At 57.0% G+C, this 19,020-nt stretch carries 12 protein-coding genes; 2 read left to right on the forward strand and 10 right to left on the reverse strand.

The genetic code is table 11. From position 1 onward, the window contains the following. Positions 1-225: 225 nt before the first annotated feature. From F1379_RS23665 to F1379_RS23690, 6 genes are all read right to left on the reverse strand, one after another. Complete coding sequence (locus F1379_RS23665) at positions 226-3,999, reverse strand: Ig-like domain-containing protein (RefSeq protein ID WP_150274639.1); 3,774 nt, start codon at positions 3,997-3,999, stop codon at positions 226-228. Between the two features lie 121 nt (positions 4,000-4,120). Next, positions 4,121-5,677 carry an ABC transporter substrate-binding protein gene (locus tag F1379_RS23670; RefSeq protein WP_150274642.1) on the reverse strand — a complete coding sequence of 519 codons (1,557 nt, stop codon included), beginning with the start codon at positions 5,675-5,677 and terminating at the stop codon, positions 4,121-4,123. Between the two features lie 37 nt (positions 5,678-5,714). Further along, complete coding sequence (locus tag F1379_RS23675; protein WP_150274645.1) at positions 5,715-6,599, reverse strand: carbohydrate ABC transporter permease; 885 nt, start codon at positions 6,597-6,599, stop codon at positions 5,715-5,717. Positions 6,600-6,614: 15 nt separating this feature from the next. Next, positions 6,615-7,628, reverse strand: coding sequence for an ABC transporter permease (locus F1379_RS23680; protein WP_420850527.1), 1,014 nt, complete (start codon positions 7,626-7,628; stop codon positions 6,615-6,617). Positions 7,629-7,909: 281 nt separating this feature from the next. Next, a complete protein-coding gene (locus F1379_RS23685) occupies positions 7,910-10,213 on the reverse strand; it encodes a helix-turn-helix domain-containing protein (RefSeq protein ID WP_150274650.1) in 2,304 nt (767 codons plus the stop codon). An 83-nt stretch (positions 10,214-10,296) separates the two neighbouring features. Beyond that, a complete protein-coding gene (locus F1379_RS23690; protein ID WP_162551269.1) occupies positions 10,297-11,064 on the reverse strand; it encodes an SGNH/GDSL hydrolase family protein in 768 nt (255 codons plus the stop codon). A 132-nt stretch (positions 11,065-11,196) separates the two neighbouring features. On the opposite strand from F1379_RS23690, the gene F1379_RS23695 reads away from it, so the two are divergent. Continuing rightward, entirely contained in the window at positions 11,197-12,063 is an 867-nt protein-coding gene (locus F1379_RS23695; protein ID WP_150274655.1) for an AraC family transcriptional regulator, read from the forward strand. Between the two features lie 117 nt (positions 12,064-12,180). Here the strand turns inward: F1379_RS23695 and F1379_RS23700 are convergent, their stop codons facing one another. Next, entirely contained in the window at positions 12,181-13,101 is a 921-nt protein-coding gene (locus tag F1379_RS23700; protein ID WP_239004785.1) for an AraC family transcriptional regulator, read from the reverse strand. A gap of 123 nt (positions 13,102-13,224) precedes the next feature. Between F1379_RS23700 and F1379_RS23705 the strand changes: the two genes are divergently transcribed. Then, positions 13,225-15,210, forward strand: coding sequence for an alpha-amylase family protein (locus F1379_RS23705; protein WP_150274656.1), 1,986 nt, complete (start codon positions 13,225-13,227; stop codon positions 15,208-15,210). Positions 15,211-15,429: 219 nt separating this feature from the next. Here F1379_RS23705 and F1379_RS23710 read toward each other — a convergent pair whose 3' ends face one another. From F1379_RS23710 to F1379_RS23720, 3 genes are all read right to left on the reverse strand, one after another. Next, positions 15,430-16,392 carry a DUF5692 family protein gene (locus tag F1379_RS23710; protein ID WP_150274658.1) on the reverse strand — a complete coding sequence of 321 codons (963 nt, stop codon included), beginning with the start codon at positions 16,390-16,392 and terminating at the stop codon, positions 15,430-15,432. 303 nt (positions 16,393-16,695) lie between these two features. Beyond that, complete coding sequence (locus tag F1379_RS23715; RefSeq protein ID WP_150274660.1) at positions 16,696-17,955, reverse strand: flavin monoamine oxidase family protein; 1,260 nt, start codon at positions 17,953-17,955, stop codon at positions 16,696-16,698. A gap of 6 nt (positions 17,956-17,961) precedes the next feature. Continuing rightward, positions 17,962-18,990 carry a helix-turn-helix domain-containing protein gene (locus F1379_RS23720; protein WP_150274663.1) on the reverse strand — a complete coding sequence of 343 codons (1,029 nt, stop codon included), beginning with the start codon at positions 18,988-18,990 and terminating at the stop codon, positions 17,962-17,964. Positions 18,991-19,020: the final 30 nt, after the last annotated feature.

Consider the following 19,020-nt stretch of genomic DNA (forward strand, 5'->3'; position numbering starts at 1 on the left):
CTGTATGCGGCTTCGTAGGCGGTGTTAAGGAACGAATTAGAAATAAACACATGGTTCTTGGGTTATGAAAAATTAGTGTGCGAAAATTGACTTATTGTCTGGAGTGGGACGCCCTCCAAGAACCTGCTCTTCTGAAAAAAGCTCCCCCCCGTGCGGGGAGGAGCCCGGCTATCAGCCCGATAATCGACTCGATAATGCCACACCTGCTGTCCTGACTGGTATAAGCTAAGGCACCAGTGAGAAAGTAATGTCGTCGAACAGCATGTAGTCGAAGCCGCTGACGTAGAAGCCGACCTTACCCGCCGGCCGGTGGGCCGGGTCGGTGCCGGAGAGGCGCAGGGCCCCGTCCACGTAGACCTGCACGTCGCCCTCTTTAACGACAACCTTGACGGCATACTCCGTATCCGGCTGCAAATCGGCCGACGGCAGGACGGTCTCCTTGATCTTCGCCCAGGCCGGATTGTACAGCATCCAGGCGGAGGTGCCGTCCGCCCGCATCTGGTACCCGATGCGGGTGGAGCCGGCGCTGTCCTGCCGGTCGAAGATGTACATCGTGCCCGCGGACGGCAGCGACGCCGGCGTCTTCAGCTTGAAATCCAGCTGGTACGATGTAAAGCTGCGGTCTACGATGCCGGTTGCGCCGTTCAGAATTTTGTAGCGGCGGTTGCCGTCCGGATCGGCGGCGATGCTGCGGTTCGGATCGACCGGCCAGCCGTTGCCGCCGTTCTCGAAGTCCGTCACATGCAGGATATTGGAGACGATGACCTTGATCTCCGCCTTGATCAGCGGATTGGCCGCAGAGACGGCGGTAATCAGTGTCTCTCCTTCATACACTGCTCGGACTACGCCTGCCGGGCTTACCGCAGCCACCTCGGGATTGGCCGACTGCCAGGTAACAGCTGTATCGGGCGTATCCGCCGGGTCGAAGCCCAGGTGCAGCTGCTTCTCTTCACCGGCTGTTAACCGCACTTCCTTCTCTGCCGGGATGATGCCGGAGAGTTCAGCAGTCAGCTCTCTGAACTTAATGTTGTCAAAATACATGTGCGTGACATTGTTGACATAGAAGCCGACCTTGCCCTCGGCGTTGTGGCCGGGATCGTTCGCCTTGAAGCGGAACTCGCCGTCCACGTACAAGCTGATGTCGCCGCCCTTGACCAGCACCTTGATGTCATACTCCGTATTCGGCTGCAGATCGTGGTGCGGAAATTTCACTTCCTTGAGCGTCGCCCAGGCGGAGTTGTAGAGCAGCCAGACGGAGCTGCCGTCGGCCCGGGTCTTGTAACCGATCCGGCTGGAGGTGCTGCCGGACTGGCGGTCAAAGATATACAGCGTCGCGAACTCCGGCATACTTTCCGGCGTCTTCAGCCGGAAGCTGAGCTCATAGTCGGCGTAGGTTTTGGCGCTAAGGGCCGTCGCACCGTTCACCACCTTGTACCAGCGGTTGCTGCCCACCTTCTCGATCATCCGGTAGACGTCCTGCTGCCAGCCGTTCGGCCCGTTCTCGAAATCGGTGAAATCCATGACACCGTCTCCGGCTTCTACCGTGACATGAACGGTGGCTGCCAGCAGCGGGTTCTCGGCCGAGGCGACCGTGATAACGGTCTCGCCGACCGTCTTCCCTGTGATGACTCCGGCACTGTCCACAGCGGCGATACTGCTGTCGGCCGAGGTGAAGCTCAGCGCCGGGTTGCTGGCATTCCACGGCAGTACAGCCGTCCGCAGCTTGACGGTCTTCCAGCGGTCTACCGTCACCTCGTTGTCATAGACGGTCACCGACTGGACCGGGAAGTGGTCCACCCCGATGGTCGTGCCCGCCTTGCCCTGGATGCCCATTTGTTCAAACGGGATATCCGGGAAGCCCGGTATGGCGGAGAAGACCGCCGCATCCGGGGCTAGCGACAGATCGCCGCCCGCCAGATCGGTGAAGCCGGGATCGGTGGTGGTCACCCAGTTGTCCGCATACTGCACCAGCCCGAATTTGTCATAGGCCCCATAGACATTGGTGGAAACACGCGGGACAGCCGGATTGTACACGACATTTCCCTCAAACGTGTTGGTATCGGGATAGTACCGGTTCTCCGCAAAAAAGTCCGCCAGCTCCGGATATTTGGTCAAATACGGCGTGCCGGCGAAGTTGTTCTGCGCCGCGAACAGCGCCTGCCACTTCGGCATATAATTCTTCGGCACCTGATTATCCGGGGCGTCGCCCAAATACAAATCGGCGTAGTCATATGGCACTTTGCTGTCAATGAAGATATTGTTGCGGGTCTTGATGTGCGAGCCGCCATTGTTCTTGATGGCTGAATTGCCCATTTTGTAAAATATATTCTCGTCAATAGTCAGGCCCATCGTGAAGTTGTCGGGATACACGCCCTCCACCCCGGCCTTGCTCTCACCGATGTTGTGGAAATAATTGCGCCGGATGACGGTGCCCCGCTCCTGCGGCGTCTCACCGGCATTCATATAGATGGCTCCGAGATCGGAGAAGGTGGTACATACATCGTAAATCTCGTTGTACTCGACCAGATGGTCATTGCCGAAGATCAGCACACCGGGGTGGGGTGCGTCATGCAGCTCGTTGTTCACCATGCGGTTGCCCACACCGGAGAGCAGCACACCCGGATTGTAAGCCTTGTGGTAATAGGCAAAATCGTGGATATGCGAGTTTTGCACGCTGTTATTCGCAGGCTGCAGCGTCGTCTTGTTCCCGCCCGTCAGCGTTACGGCGGTGCCGCCGATGTGGTGGATATGGGTGCTGATCAGCGCATGGTCGGTGCCCGGTGCCCCATCGAACTGGTTGTAATAGAACCGGCTTTGCGTATTGATCAGCACACCGCTGTTGGTGAAATTGCGGATTTCGCTGTTCAGAATCCGCATCTGCTTGCCGCCCATGAACACCGCTGCGGAGTCGCGGCCATTCTCCAGCACCAGCTCGGAGAAATCGATGTAGGAGGCATTCAGCGCGTTGATCATCGGCGTCTTCAGCATCGTTACTTCAAGGGTTGGATTGGCGGCAGCAAATTCGGCGTTCGGCAGAAAATACAGCTTGCCGGCCTGGCGGTCGATGTAGTATTCGCCGGGCATATCGATTTCCTCCAGCAGGTTCTGCGCAAAGTGGAAATCGGGGTACCAGGTCTTGCGGATGGCGCTCATTTCGCCGTAGCGGAGCGTAATCGTCTTGGCGGCTGTGTCGATACTAGCGATTTTATTGTAGGACCATTCCCAGCTGTAGCCGAAAATGCCGTCCAGCCAAATATCGTCGGCCTGGGTCCAATATTGCGGGCGGTCATACGTATAAGAGAAGGTTCCGCCGCGCTGATGCACCTCGCCGTTCGGGCTGGTGCGCGACGGACCGGGATCGATAATCTCATCCATCTGGACGGTGCCCTCATTCGGCCAGCGGGCCAGCGTCATGCCCTGACCGTTGACGTACAGCTCCATCGGCGGAACCTTGCTGAGATCGTTCGCCAGATAATAGCCGTGGCGGCTCATTTCGCCGTAATCGGCAATGCCCAGCGCCGCCAGATCGGCAACCAATACCTCAGTCCGCGCCTCCGGGCTGATAATGCGGTTCAGGACTGCCTCATCGGTAACAGGCACAAAGGCGGATTTCGGGAGCTGCTCGGCGCCGGACAACACCACTTTCTCCCCGGGATATGCGGTATACGTGATCGGTTTGTCCCGTTCGCCCGAGTCCTCCTGCCGCAGCTCGAAGCTGGAGGTGCGTTCATACGTGCCCTCACGCAGATAGACCGTAATACCGCCCTTCGGCAGCTTATGCTTGGCCTTCAAGGCACGGATTGCGTTCCGGGCCTTCTCCAGCGTCAGAAACGGGGCATGCAGCGAGCCATTATTGGAATCGCTTCCATTTGTTGCGACATAAAAAGCGGTCGCCTTCTTGCCTTGGATCTCCGTTTCCTCCGCCGCGAACGACGGGGCCGGTACAGCCATGAACAACAGGGCGGCCGCCAATGCCGCAAGCAAACGTTGTTTCGCCATTGCTCTCTTCCTTTCAGGTTGAATTGACGGCGGCCCCGCTTCTCTTATCTGGGTCACGAAGCCGCCCTCTTCTGCAGCAGATCTCTCCCGAAATTCCTTGAGCCTGATATAAGCTAAACTTTTATTTTTTCAAACCGGAATCTTTAAGGAACTGCTCGAACTGCTTGGTGACTTCAGCCACGTACTTCTCTTCGCCGGCTTCCTTCAGCTTGCCGTACAGCGTCGGCCAGGTTTCGTCGAAATCCAGGGTGCCAGTGATGATGCCGCGTTTATATTCGTCCCAGACGGCGTTGAGGTTGGCGATCTCCGTATTGACCGGCTCGGAATTGAACTTGAAGGCGCCGACCGGGTTGATTTCGGCCTCTTCGTTGATCTTCTTCGTTTCTTCCCAGACGTTCTCCGGCTGGCCTTCCTTCAGGTAGGAGTTAAATACGCTGCCGAAGACCCAGTCCATATTCGGACGGTAACGGGAGTCTTCCTTGGCCCGGATGTATTCACCATCCAGCTTATCGTAATGCTCACCGGCGATACCGTTGCAGAGCAGGTTATACAGCTCCTTGTCGGTGTTGACCAGATTCAGGAACATCATGGCCCGGTCCGGATTCGGGGACGTGCGGCTGATGGACTGGTTGGTGGTCGCCGAATAGCCGTTGGAGAACCAGTTGCTGAGCGGAACGGTGATGACGTCCAGACCGCTGTTCTTGGCTTTGACTTCGGCTTCAACGCCCGGCTTCAGGATGACGTTGAAATCAACGGCAATCTGTCCCTTGCTGGAGAAGTCGGTCGATTTGGCCGTAGCGGCATCCTTGTAGATGTAGCCCTTCTTATACCATTCGGTAGCCAGACGGAAATTGTCCAGCTCTTCCTCAGGGTAACGGTACAGCTGATAGGTCGGGTCGTTCGTCTTGATATAGAAGTGGCCGTCGAGTCCTGGCACGCTCCAGTAGTCCTCGTTGTGGTTCAGCGGGTTGAAGTCAAAGTATCCGCCGAAGTTGTTGAATGGAATGATGTCCGGCTCGTTCTGCTTCAGCTGCTCGAAGAACGGCTCGATATCTTCTATTTTTTTGATCGAAGCCGGGTCCAGATTGTATTTGTCGGCAAAACGCTTCTGTACGATATAGCCGTAACGGGAGCCGATAATCTGCTGGTTCGGAATGCCGTAAATTTGTCCGTCGACGGTCAGGCCGTCCCACATGACCTGCGGCACATCGGCTTTAAGCTCAGGCGCATATTGGTCAAGCAGTTCATCAATTGGCTGGATCGCACCCTTGCGCACCAGCTCCTCCGGCTTCAGCATGTAGCCGGTCCAGAGAATGTCGAACTTCTCGCCTGCGGCCAGCACGGTGTTCAGCTTCTGCACATAGTCCCCGATGGCGACCGGCATCAGCTTGACGGTGGCATTGATCTTCTCCTTAACGATCTTGTTGACTTCATCCTGAACCTTCTGCTGATCGGCCTGCAGTTGGGACAACGGGTAATACCAGGTCAGCTCGACCTCCTTCAGGTCGCTTGCACCGCCCGCATCCGGAGCTGCGCTTTGTGTGCTAGGCGTGCCGGAATTCGCCGGCTCTTTCGCACCGTTCCCTGCATTGCCGTTGTTGTTATTGCCGCCGCAGCCGGACAGCACGGAGCCCGCGAGCAGTGCGAGCGCCATCATACCAAACAGCTTCTTTTTCATGTGTGTGACCTCCTGTACTTAGTACAATAGTTGTATGTTAACCCTTGAGGGAGCCAACCGTAAGCCCTTTGACAAAAAACCGCTGAAAGAACGGGAAGATGACCAGCATCGGTCCGCCGGCCAGCACCGCAATCGCCATCCGTGCCGAATTGTTCGGGAAGCTGGAGAGGTCGATGCCGAGCGCCTGCGTGAACTCCGAATTCGAGGTCAGGAACTCAATGCTGTTAAGCGTCCGCACCAGCAGAAGCTGCAGCGGCACCTTGTTCGGATCGTCGATGTAGAGCATCGCGTTAAACCATTCGTTCCAGTAGCTGAACGAGATCAGAAGTCCCAGTGTAGCCAGTGCCGGCGTAGACAGCGGAAGGATGATCCGGAAAAAGATGCGGAACTCGCGCGCCCCGTCGATTTTGGCCGATTCAATAATTTCCAGCGGGATCTTCGACATAAAGCCCTTCATCACCATAATGTTGAACGGCGAAAGCAGAATTGGCAGAATGAGTGCAAATAGACTGTCCTTCAGATGAAGGTACTGCGTAATCAGAATATAGGACGGCACGAGTCCCCCGCTAAACAGCATCGTAAAGAACACATAGAAGGTCGTCGGCCGGTTATAGCGGTAGTCGGGTCTGGAAATTACATAAGCGGTCATCGCTGTCAGCAGGAGGCCGAGCAGCGCTCCGACAACCGTTACGGTAATCGTCACCCCGTAAGCCCGGAACAGAACGTCGGGACTGTCCAGCAGATAACGGTAGGCATCCAGGCTGACGGTTTCCGGGATAAACTGATACCCGTTCTGGGTCAGCGATTTCTCGTCCGTCAGCGACACCGCAATCACCAGCAGAAAGGGCAGGATGACGGCAAGCGACAACAGGATGAACAGCAGGTTAAGCAGTACTTTGGATATTTCGAATTTCTTAGGCATCGCTAGGCCTCCTCCTTACCACATGGAATGATCCGGGTTAATTTTCTTCACAATGCCGTTCGCCGTCAGCACCAGCACAAGACCCACCACTGACTGGTAGAAGCCCGTTGCCGCAGACATGCTGACATTGCCGACTTCACGCAGGGCACGGTACACATACGTATCGATAATATCCGTGGAGCCGTACAGGAACCCGGAGTTGTTCGGTATGAAGTAGTGCAGTCCGAAATCCCCGCGGAACATATTGCCGATGGAGAGAATCAGCATAATAATGACCAGCGGCGCCAGCTGCGGAATGGTGATTTTGATGGCCATCTGCCATTTGGTTGCCCCGTCGATCCGCGCCGCCTCGTAATATTCGCTGTTAATCCCCATGATGCCCGCGAAATAAATCAGCGTGTTGAACCCGACCACTTTCCACAATTGCACCAGGATCAGGATGAACGGCCACGGCGCCGCCGTCTGATACCAGCTCACCGGATCGAAGCCCAGCGATTCCAGCGTGCGGTTAATGAAGCCGTCGGAATGGTTCAGAAACGCGTAGGCCACATAACCCACGAGCACCCACGACAGGAAATGGGGCAGAAACAAAGCCGTCTGGTAGAACTTGCTCCACTTCGCCTTGATTTCATTTAACAGGATCGCCAGCAGCAGCGCCGCCGAGGTCCCGACCAGAATGTAAGCGGTGTTATAAAGAACCGTGTTGCGTGTAATCCGCCAGGCTGTATCCGTAGCGAATAAATAACGGAAATTGTCCAGCCCCACCCACTTGCTGCCGAACATGCCCAGATCATAACGGTAATTCTTGAAGGCGATAATGAGACCGATCATTGGAATATAGGCAAAAATTAATTTGTACAATATTCCCGGCAGCGAGAGCAGGAACAGCTCCCGGTTGTTCCGGAAATGGTGAAGCTCTCTCCGGAACCATGACTTCTTCTTCTGTGTGCCCCGCGGCGAATCCGGATACGGTCCCTGTTCCGCCAGCCCCGCACCCGGGACCGGAACATGCTCCGTGCCGGAGGCCATTGTAACCCTTTTCAACATAGCAAAGCTCCTTCCTTTCCATCCTTGACGCTTGCCCTTAGTCTCAGGCTTTGCACGACTAACGATAGCGCAGAAAGGGGCGGAACGTTACTGTACAATTGCAGGATTGCTGTACAGAGGGGCTGTATAGATCACGGATTGCTGTACATGAGGGCTGTATGGACTAAGGAATCCTGTACAGTCTGCGGAACCGCCGGATAAGACAGGCAAAGGCCCGCAAATCGGCTCTCTCCTTTGCGGGCCCTGCTTCCAAAAGATTTCAGTTAGGTGCTGCGGTCAATGGCCGATTTCAGCCGGTATTCCTTCGGAGTCGCCCCGTAGCGGCGCTTGAACAGTCTGTAGAAATAGCTTTCGTTGCCGAAGCCCACCTTCTCCATAATTTCCGCCACCGTCATATCCTGCTGCTCCAGATACTGTCGTGCTTTGGCCAGACGGGCCTCATTGATGCGGTCCACGACACTTGCGCCTTCCTGCGCCTTGAACACTTGGCCGAGATACACGGAGCTCATCTTCAGCATATCGGCAATCCGCTGCAGGTTGAGATCAGGGTCTTCGTAATGCTTGTCGATGACCTCCTTGACGGTGTCGGCCAGCAGCCTGTTCTTGTCCTCGCGTCCGCTGCGGCGCTGCCCGCACACCTCGCGCACGACCTCCAGCAGAACCTCTTCGATCTCATCCAGTGTTTCCTTTTCCAGAATTCGCCGGTTAATGGCCTGCAAATTGACCGATACCGGGTTCAGATTGTTATGATTCATCTCGCCGAGCGTATTGCTTAGCGTCACCGCCAGATGCAGCACGGAAGAGAACATATTCTCAAAGCTGAAGCCGCCGAGCAGCTCTCGCCAGCTGCGGATGGCCTGCTCCGTGTCTTCCAGATCGCCGCTCTTCAAGCCTTCAATGACCCGGCGCTCCAATTCCTGCGGAATCCGCAGCGATTCGCTCTGTTCATTGGCACGCAGCCGCTCCGGCTCAAGCACCGCACCCTTGCCGAAGATCATCCGGTAGTTGCTGTGGCGTACCGCCTGGTTATACTGCTGCGTGATCAGGCGGTAGTCGGTAAACACCTCGCTCAGTGTGACCGTGAAGGTAATCCGGTAATACTGGAGAATAGTCTGCTGCAGTTCGCGGAAGCTGTCACCGAGCCGCTCCAGCTTCCTGTTGTCTCCGCCTACGATAAACACGAGGTGCCCGCTCTTCATATCTGCCGCTTCGCAGGAGCCGGTATGGCGCAGCAGCTCCTGTCCGATATTGGCGACCGCGAAGTAGAACAGCGACTCCATCCGTGAGCCCGGCCCTTTACCGAGCCCCTGCAGATCATCGATCTGCACCAGTGCGAGCCGCAGCGGGCCCGGATAGGCGATGTCGATGCCGTATTGCTCCCGCAAGCGCAGAAACTCCGTCTCCTCCATGCTCCCGCTGAGTCCGAGCAGGCTGCGCAGGTGATAGAGCTTGCCGATGTTGGTCTGCGAGGCCCGCTCCTGCTCCAGCCCCTTGAGCTTGCCGATCATCTCGGTCACATTCGCCGCGATCAATGACAGCTCATCCTTCGCCTGCGGCGCGCCGCCCTGCGGAACCAGGGTCAGCAGCTGGCCGACCGGCTTATACAGCCGCAGCGAGAAGAACACGGACAGCAGCACCGCCAGCAGCACCACGGACAGCGTCACCGCGACCTCCGTCCATTTCATCTGCCGGACACTGCCGAGGACGGCGTCGTAGTCCTGCATGCTGACGATCTGCCAGTTGTTCAGGGCTTTGCTCAAATAAGTCACCTTGAATTTCCGGTTCTCATGGGTATAGACGAAGGTTCCTGGCGTCTCGCCGCCGCCGGCGATCCGCGGGAGCAGATCCTCCTTCAGATTCAGACCGGACGGCAGCGCACCGTCGGTGGAGATCAGCACCTGCCCTTCGCTGTCGGTGACGAAGAGCACGTCATTTTCCCGCTCCGCCACTAGGTTAAGCGCTTTCACATTATCGAGCATCCAGTCCGGCTTTACCGTCAGAATCAGCACATTGTCGTTGACCGATCCCAGGGACGCGCCATCGTAAATGAAGAAGGCAAATACGTCAATTCCTTCGTTCCTGCCGTCGAGATCCAGCGGAATCAGCTGCAGCTTCGGCAGATCAGCGCGGGAATCCATATAATCCTTAAGTGCGCCATAAAGTGTCTCGTTCGGAACTTCATGGTTCAGGGAAGAGAAGAACCTGTCTTGCTTCCCGTTGTAAAAGACCGCGGCATGCAGATACGGCGAGGACGCCACCGTATGGTTCAGCCGTTCAATCTTCAGAATGCTCTGCTTGAAATCGCCGCCGGATTTCAGCGCCAGCAGCTCCTCATCATTGAACATGGAGACCGCCAAATCCTTCACGATGCCGTTCATGTTCTCGATGTTGTAGTTGATTTGGGTCAGCAGCTTGCGGTCAGCTTCATTTTGCATACTGAGCACTTTGCCGCGGGCATTTGAATTGAGTACGAGCGAAGTTACCGCCAGCGTGGCGACCACCAGCATAAAGCTCAGCAGAATGCGCTGTAAATATTTGCGCGAACGGAGCGTCTGCCATACATTCAAGAGTCCTCACTCCCTGCTCTTAGAGTGACCTTACTATAATCCTGCACCTTTTTGGTTGTCAATCATACGTTCGCGGGAGGTCTTTAGTCCGCATTCCCTGCATTCCCTGCATTCCCCACATTCTCCAGTTCTCCGGCTTCCGCACCGAGCAGCTCCCGCAGCAGTGTCCGGGCCATGGCTGCATGGCCTGAAGCATCAGGATGAATCCCGTCACCGTAACGGTATCCGGTGTCCAGCATACGCTGCCGGCGGATATGCTCCAAGAGCGGGGAGTGCATATCTATGACGAAATCGGCGGGGCAGCTGCCGGTAAGCAGCCAATCGGCATAACGCTTCAGCACCTGATTATACTCCCGGTACGGGGTCAGATAGCTGAAATCGGGCGCAGCTTCCGGCAGCAGCGGGCCGGTAAACGAGGCGGCATCAAACGGCGGCGGCGCCAGCAGCACCGTCCGGGCACCCGCTGCCGCGATTTGTTCGCTCAGCCGCTGCATTCCGGCCCGGTAAGCGGCGAAGCGCTCCTCGCCGTAAGGGTGGTATATTCCATCATTCATCCCGTAGCAGGCCACTACAATATCCGGAGCTGCAGACGCCAGCTCCTCCGCCAGCCGGTCATGGACACAGGGCCGCGGAAACGGATGCGCCGCTTCGCTGAGACCCGAGACCGTCTCGCTGGGCACCCCGCGCGCAATCAGCCTCACCGGCTGATCCGGGCGGCGGCTCTGCAGCCAGTCTGAGGCGAAACGGATGTAAGAACCGTCTGCCGTTATGCTGTCCCCGAGGAACAAAATAACCGGCCCGGCTGAATCCTTCCTTAATTTAGAGAATGTATCGTCAAATAACGCGTTCATCATATCCCTCCTATCCATCATGCAGGCCCCTGCTGCGCCCGGTATAACCGGCAGCAGGCCCGCATCCTAATGGTAGCGCCGCCGCCGCTTTTGCGCCTTGACGATCCCGACCTTCTTTAGCATAATACTGCCATGACTACCAAACTATACGCGCGGGACATCGGCCTGGAGCCGGGCTTCACCTTCCGCATCCAGAAATGTCCGCTGAACCACGATTACTACGTCCACTGCCATGACTTCTCGGAGCTTGTCGTTATCCTGTCGGGACATGCCGTTCATATCATTGAAGGGAAGGAGTACCCCGTTTCCGCCGGCCAGGTGTTTCTGATTCACAGCGATGTGTCCCACGGCTACAAGAATGTCGACGGCATCGAATACGTCAACGTGATGTTCCAGCCCGAGCAGCTGCTGCAGCTTCCCGAGCTGCGGCTCTTGCCGGGCTTTCAGGCGCTGTTCTACATCGAGCCGTTCTACCGCAAGGAGATGTACTTCAAGGGCATGCTTATGCTGGACGGTCCGCAGCTGCAGGAAGCAACGCGGCTGCTGGATACCATTCTCGCTGAGCATGACGGCCAGCCGGAGGGGTACCGGTTAATGGTCCGCACCTATTTCACGGCGCTGGTCGGCATGCTGTCACGCTATTACCAGCAGAACGGCGGACATGCGGAGAATAAGGCGCTAAGAATCGGCGAGACCATCACCTATATCGAGGAGCACTTCCTGCAGCCGATCACCCTGCAGGAAATGGCGGATATGGCCTATATGTCGACCCGCCAGTTCCTGCGTGTCTTCACCCGCAACTACCAGACCACGCCGATGGACTATATCATCCGCAAACGGCTCGATTATTCCTGTACCCTGCTGCGCAATCCTGACCTCTCCATCTCCCAGGTGGCGATGGACAGCGGCTTCCGCGACCAGAATTATTACTCCCGCCAGTTCCGCAAGGTATTCCGCTGCTCGCCCAGCGAATACCGCGAGAAGCTGCAGGATAACTGAAGGCAGCGGGCAACACCGGCTGGCATTGCTGCCTTTATGGCTAGCGGTGGAATGACCGGCGGTGGGATTGACCTGGAAACGGCCGTTTCCAGCCGGCGGAAGACCACCCCGGCGGGTTCACTCACGGTCTTCCGCCCGGGCCGGGGCCGGAGCCGCCGCATTCCGCTGCCGCAGCCGCCGGTAGGCCCCCGGCGTAAGGCCGAGTCTTGCCGTGAACAGCCTCGTCATGTAATTCGCATCGCGGATGCCCACCTGCTCGGCGATCTCGGCGATGCCGAGCACCGTACCGCCGAGCAGCTTCTTCGCTTCTTCAAGCCGCAGATGCAGCACGTATTGCAGCGGCGTCGTCCCGATATGCCGCTTCATGCACCGGGCGATATAATCCGCCTGGAAATGCAGCTCCTCTTCAAGCTCCGCCAGCTCAAAGGGCTCCCGCCAGTGCCTGTCCAGATACGCTGCCGCCGCCTGTGCCAGGCGCAGCGAGGGCTCGGGCGCTGCTGTGCGGGCACAGTCCGCCTGCAGCAAGGCCAGCAGCTCCGCCAGCAGCACATGCAGACGCAGCGCATTCTCCGTGTTCAAGCGGTTGTGTATTCCGTTCATCTCCAGCAGTACCGGCTCAAGTACACCGGTATCGACATCCGCGAACTTGGGAATGTAGAGCCGCTGCTGGGCGGAAGGCGCCTCGTCCTCCACCGTCCCCTTGGCCAGCAGCGACGACCAGGCAATCTCCTCCCGGCGCAGCTTCGCCGCCGGGAGCTCATGAATGAAGTGAACCCAGTATATCTCCGTAGGCTCCGTACACGGGCGGTATCCGTTATGCGGCAGCCCGGCCTCCAGTACAAGCAGTTTGCCGGGGCCTACCGCGTACTGCTGTCCGGACTCTTCCATATAAAGCGTTCCCCGCTTCACCAGCAGCAGATCGTACACGCCAAAGGTGCGGGCGAAATGCTGATCCCCCGGCGACCAGACGGCATATCCCACCGTAACGAATTGCGGCAGCGGCGGAATGGCAAGCTCAAGACACAGCACCTTATTCACCTCCCTCTCCAAGTCGGTTTTGTGCTACTTCAAGTCTAGTTTATCACTGGTTCAGCCCCGGAAAAAGAGTTACATTGACAGGGAATCGGTTTTACATCCTAATGTGCAAGGGGCTGTTAATCCATGCGTTTTCGTCAGGTCCATCTGGATTTCCATACTTCTGAAGCCATTCCGGGTATCGGAAGCGCCTTCTCCAAAGAACAGTTTCAGTCCATGCTGAAGACCGGTCATGTCTCATCCATCACCGTCTTCTCCAAATGCCATCACGGCTGGGCATATCATCCCAGCGAAGCCAATGAGATGCATCCGCAGCTGTCGTTCGATTTGCTTGGTGCCATGATCGAGGCCGCCCACGAGATCGGCGTCCTGACACCGGTCTATCTGTCGGCCGGACTCGACGAGAAGCTGGCGCGCAGGCATCCCGAATGGCTGATCCGCGATGCAGAGGACAAGACCCGCTGGGTCAAGGATTTCATGACCCCGGGCTATCATGAGTTCTGCTTCAATACACCTTATCTCGATATTCTGCTGGCCCAGATTCATGAGGTGGTCACCCGCTACGATGCGGACGGCATCTTCCTCGACATCGTCGGCAGCCGTAAATGCCGCTGTCAGTACTGCGTAGCCGACCTGCGGGCTGCCGGCCAGGACCCGCGCGACGAAGCTGCCGTCGCCGCCTTAGGCGAGCGGACTTACCTGAACTATGCGCGCCGGGTGCGCGAGACCATCGACGCTGTGAAGCCGGGCCTGCCGGTGTTCCATAACAGCGGCCATCAGCGGCGGGGCCGCCGCGATCTCGCCCATGTCAACACGCATCTGGAGCTGGAATCGCTGCCGACCGGCGGCTGGGGCTACGATCACTTCCCGCTGTCGGCACGCTATGCCCAGACGCTGGGGATGGAATTCCTTGGCATGACCGGCAAATTCCATACCTCCTGGGGCGAGTTCGGCGGCTATAAGCATCCGAACGCGCTGCGGTACGAGGCGGCGCTCAGCCTGGCCCATGGCGCCAAATGCTCGGTCGGCGACCAGCTGCACCCGGTTGGCCTTATGGACGAAGCCACCTATACCCTCATCGGCGCCGCTTATTCGGAGGTTGAAATGAAGGAGCCGTGGTGCGCCGGAACGGAGTCCGTAGCGGATATCGCCGTCTTGTCGCTGGAGGCGGCGCGCGAAGCCTGCCCCGGCGGTCAAGCGCTCGCCGGCCGGCCGAACCAGGCCGACGCCGGTGCCGTGCGCATCCTCAGCGAGGGGCATTATCTGTTTGACATCGTAGATACAGCCGCCGATTTCAGCGATTACAAAGTGCTGATCCTGCCGGACGAAGTACCGGTGTGGCCGGAGCTTGCGGCAGCCATTGCCGAATTCACGGCAGGAGGCGGCAAAGTGCTCGCCACCGGACGCTCGGGCCTGGGCCCGGACGGCACAGCCTTTGCCCTGGACCTCGGGCTGAGCTGGCAGGGAACCAACCCTTACCGCCCTGCTTATTTCCGCCCGGATTTCGTCCCCGGCCCGCTGCTCCCGGCCTCTTATGTCATGTATGGCGAAGGGCAGCTTGTTACGCTTGCAGGCGGCCAGTCCCTCGGAAGTGTGGAGAATCCGTACTTCAACCGCGATGTCTTCACCTTCTGCTCGCATCTGCATACCCCAAGCGCGCGGGAGGAGAGCGGCCCCGGCATGGTCGAATCCGAAAGCGGCATCTATATCGCCTGGGATGTATTCAGCGATTATGCCGACAACGGGCATCTCATTCTGAAAGAGATGGTCCTCCATGCCCTGTCCCGCCTGCTCCCGCAGCCGCTGCTGCAGAGCAATCTGCCTGCCCGGGGAATTGCGACGCTGCAGTATCAGCCGGCAGAGCGGCGTTACGTCAACCATCTGCTCTATGCCTCGCCTGCGCTGAAGGGCCGCATCGAGGTCATTGAAGATATCGTGCCGCTGCGTGATGTCACCGTCACTCTGAATCTGCCGGCTTCCGCATCCGTTGGACGGGTGTACCTTGCTCCTGACATGGAAGAGCTTCCGTATCAGACAGGCGAAGACGGCTCCATTAGCTACACGGTTCCGTACCTGGAGAATCACGCGATGGCGGTAGTGGAGCTGGAATAGGGAGTGTGTCCGTTAATCCTGCAAAACCGGTTATACTGCCAAAATAGCGGCTGCTGGGTCCGTTCGCAGCCGGTGACTGCTCCAAGCTTTTAGCAAGGCTTGAGGAGCGCTTACCCACCGTCCTCCAATAAACGCAAAAGGGCCGATCCCTACAGCCATAAACGGCTATAAGGATCGGCCCATTCTTTTACCGGAAGCATCCGGTTATCCTCCCATTAATTAAGCGGAAGCACCGGTGATTCTTTTTTCCACTACATCCACGCTTGTATCCTTATCCTCTGCAATCGCCTTGTAAGCCGCCAAATCAGTGTAGATTTCCTCTTTGAGCGGATTGCGTTTGTGCTTGGCAATCTTGTAGACATGGTAGACAAGCACAGCCACATTGGCAGCCAGAGACAAGGCACTGACAACCCACAGGGCGGTTTCACTGTGCGAAGACTGCACTGCGAACTTGGACTCTCCGACGAAGGACGGCACCGACATCGTGAACATCATCCAGATGGCCAGGGTCTGTGCACGGTGCTGCAGCCAGGCGCCCTTCTTGAAGAAGAAGGCCGGAATGGTGCAGGAGACCAGCAACGCTGCGCCTGCATAGAAGGAATGATCCGATACGGCATTGTACACATAAGCGAAATTCCAGATATCATAGGCAATAATCCAGAACCACAGCTGGTCCGGCCACAGCATATCCTTGGTTTTGCTTTTGCTGATGACAATGCCCATCCAGCCGGAAATGGTGATAATGTTCAGAATGCCCGCAATCCCGTTCATAATATTCCAGGGACCGCCCACCATCATTACACCGTCGACCATACCATCCAGACTGTACACCTGGAAATCGCGGATAACCGCTTCCAGGATGTTGACCGCGAGGATGATCGCCGGGAACATCAATATGTATTTGTTGCTGCTCCAGCCCTTGATATACCGGATGCCCATAAAGCCCAGACAGCCTGCCAGCGCGGAGTATACTTTAACCCAGTGGAACCAGGTACCGGTACTGGAGCCCTCGCCCGCCGTATTGGGCCACACGGCAATGGTCAGCACAATCGGCAGCGCCAGAAACAGAAACAGCGAGAACCATTTGCTCATCCGGGCGAATTCATTGACGATCATGAGTCCGGCCAGTACCGCCAGCCACATCAGCGCCGAGTACCAGGGAATCGATTCGAATAGAAACATGACTTTGTTCCTCCTTATTATATATATTCATGTTTGTTCTCCCCTTCAGAATACCCACAGTCCCGGCTTTCATCAATCTCGCGGAAACCTTGATTTATCAACGTTCTGGAACTCTGCTTTCGAGTTAAGTTTACACTGCCGTCCGTCTGGGTCCGCAGCACTGCCCTGAACACGAATGACCCGCGGGCCAGCGCAGAATCTGTTGTTTCCAGCCCCGTATACTGTAAACCTAACTTGAATGTAAAATATGTGTAAAAAAGCCTTGCTGCCCTAGGGCAGCAAGGCTGCTGCGGACTCCGCTGTTCAGAAGAACCGGTCGACCAGATGTTTGGCATACACGGTACACTTCTCCAGCGTGGGAAAATTCATGATCTCCCCGGCAAAGTAAATATTGTCCCGTCCCTGCATCTCGTCAAGCTGCTCATAGAAGCCTTCACGAAGCGCCGCTGCATCCACATGGGGGAAATGCTCCCACCGCTTCATCATGTAGAACCGCAGATGGGTTCCGCCGAGCCCGAGCAAGGCCTGCTCCACAGCCTCCCGCATTTCCCGGTCGGTCATATCCTCGTTCTCCGCCACATACACCGTGATCAAATCGGTATTACCCAGATCTGCCCACCGGTGGTACCAGGCCATCATCTGCCCTCTGCGGCCGGGGGCCAGGTTGCCGGGAATATAACCGGACATCCGGGGAATGCCCTCCACCCGGTAGGCATATACGCGAAACCGTTCATGCCTGATGCGCCCGAGCAAGCTTTGCTCCCCCGGAGACAGCTGCAGCAGCCTGGCGGCATTCGGCAGCGATGCAGTATAAATCACCTTGTCATACCAGGCGGTCTCCTGATCCGTCTCCACGCGCACCTTGCCGCTGGCATCCGCTTCAATCCGGCGTACTTCGCAGGTCAGCCGCAAATCCTTCACCTGCTCCGCCATCCGTCTGATAAGCTCGGAAGCTCCCTCCGGCCAGGTAATCATATGCGTAATTTCAATAAAAGACAGCAGGTCCTCATAGGTCAGAAATTTCAGCACGTAAGCCGCAGGCACCTCGTATATACTCCCGAAGCCAAAGGTGCTGAAGTAGTGCATGAAGACCTGCTGAATGACATTCAGCCCGTTCTGCTCGCACCAGGAGGCGAAGGGCTGGCACAGCTCCTCCGGCAGACCCAGGAAGCCCGGCTCCTTCAGCCGTTCATAGCGCTGCAGGATTTCGGGCAGCCGTTTGAACTCCTCGGTAAAGCCCGGCAGCTGATCCATGGGAATCTGCGAGGTTTTGCGCCCATGCAGATTGAAAAAGCCGCGCTCCAATAAAGGCCCCTTGTCGGTAAGGCCGAATTCTGCCATCAGCTGCTTCGTGGCATGGTAGGAGGGCAGCCCGATCAGCGTGCCCATTTCATAGGTTTTGCCCTGATACAGAAAGGAATGGCATTTGCCGCCGACACGGTCCGCTTGCTCCAGAACGGTCACTTGCCGGTAGCCCTTCTTGGCCAGATAATGGGCGGCAGACACTCCGGTTATACCCGCACCGACAATGCACACGGACTCCGCCCTGTTCATGTTCTCCATCTTTCGTTATCTCCTTGTAAACAGCCATAGCGGCAGCACATCGCGTTGTCCCGTGTATTCAAGCGCCACATCTGCGGGAATTTTACCCAGGTTAGGGCCGCCGGCAATTTCTCTGTTAAAGGTATATATTTTCAGGTATTCCTGTAAGCGCTTCTCCAGGGCGGCAAACGAATCAATCGTTTCGTCGCCCCAGGCCGGCCGGTAGAACTCCTCCGCCAGTACCGCAGCAAACCGCTGCAGCGGCGCAAAAATTTCGTGGTCCTCTGCACTCACCGTCACCTGATTGATCTGATGCTTATGTAGAAATTCACTGTATTTATGTTTGCCACGTTCCCAATTCGACGTAAACTCACGGCTCTGGCACGTTACCAGGTTCTCAATATTGAAATGCAGCGTCTTCAGCTGCGGAATGACCTTCAGATGCATGAAATCGATCACATGAATCGCCGATTTACAATCGTACAGCTTCACCATACCGAGTGTAGAGAAGACATCGTAGATCACATACTGGTATACCTTGCCGACCCGCGGAAAATGCCCCAGATAAAAAATCCCCTGCTGACAGATATAGCCCGGACGCGCATTGCGCGGGTCCTTCATCCTGAAATCCGGCAGTTTGACACTCCCCTTGTTCTTTCGTGCACCGGCTTTTGCCCCTGGACTCTGCCGCTTCCGTTCTTTGAGCGCTGCAGCATACATCTCCCGCTGCTCTCTCCGGCTCAGTCCATGCCGCCGCAGCACGTTGTAAATTCCGGTCTCGCCTACCTTCATCCCTTCATCCTGCAGGTCATAATAGATGCGCTTGGGCCCGTCTTCCGGGAATTTCGCGGCATGCTGCAGAATCAGCCGTTCCGTCTTCCGGTCCACCTTGTTCGGCATAACCGGCTTCCGCGGTTTCTCCGCGAGCCCTGCCATACCGTGTTTATTGTAGGCATCCTTCCATTTATAAAAGGCTGTCCGCGATATTCCGGCCGCCTTGCAGACCTCCGCCACATTGTTCCCGATGGCTCCCTGCATCAGGATTTGATGTTTCATTGCCGCTTTCAGACCATCCACCCCCCGCAG

Source organism: Paenibacillus tepidiphilus, from assembly GCF_008635795.1.
GTDB lineage: Bacteria > Bacillota > Bacilli > Paenibacillales > Paenibacillaceae > Paenibacillus_AQ > Paenibacillus_AQ tepidiphilus.

Coding starts and splice junctions, on each gene's coding strand:
- F1379_RS23665 (WP_150274639.1), bottom strand. CDS start 3,999: ATGGCGAAACAACGTTTGCTTGCGGCATTGGCGGCCGCCCTGTTGTTC.
- F1379_RS23715 (WP_150274660.1), bottom strand. CDS start 17,955: ATGGAGAACATGAACAGGGCGGAGTCCGTGTGCATTGTCGGTGCGGGT.
- F1379_RS23695 (WP_150274655.1), top strand. CDS start 11,197: ATGACTACCAAACTATACGCGCGGGACATCGGCCTGGAGCCGGGCTTC.
- F1379_RS23705 (WP_150274656.1), top strand. CDS start 13,225: ATGCGTTTTCGTCAGGTCCATCTGGATTTCCATACTTCTGAAGCCATT.
- F1379_RS23690 (WP_162551269.1), bottom strand. CDS start 11,064: ATGAACGCGTTATTTGACGATACATTCTCTAAATTAAGGAAGGATTCA.
- F1379_RS23675 (WP_150274645.1), bottom strand. CDS start 6,599: ATGCCTAAGAAATTCGAAATATCCAAAGTACTGCTTAACCTGCTGTTC.
- F1379_RS23720 (WP_150274663.1), bottom strand. CDS start 18,990: ATGAAACATCAAATCCTGATGCAGGGAGCCATCGGGAACAATGTGGCG.
- F1379_RS23710 (WP_150274658.1), bottom strand. CDS start 16,392: ATGTTTCTATTCGAATCGATTCCCTGGTACTCGGCGCTGATGTGGCTG.
- F1379_RS23680 (WP_420850527.1), bottom strand. CDS start 7,628: ATGGCCTCCGGCACGGAGCATGTTCCGGTCCCGGGTGCGGGGCTGGCG.
- F1379_RS23670 (WP_150274642.1), bottom strand. CDS start 5,677: ATGAAAAAGAAGCTGTTTGGTATGATGGCGCTCGCACTGCTCGCGGGC.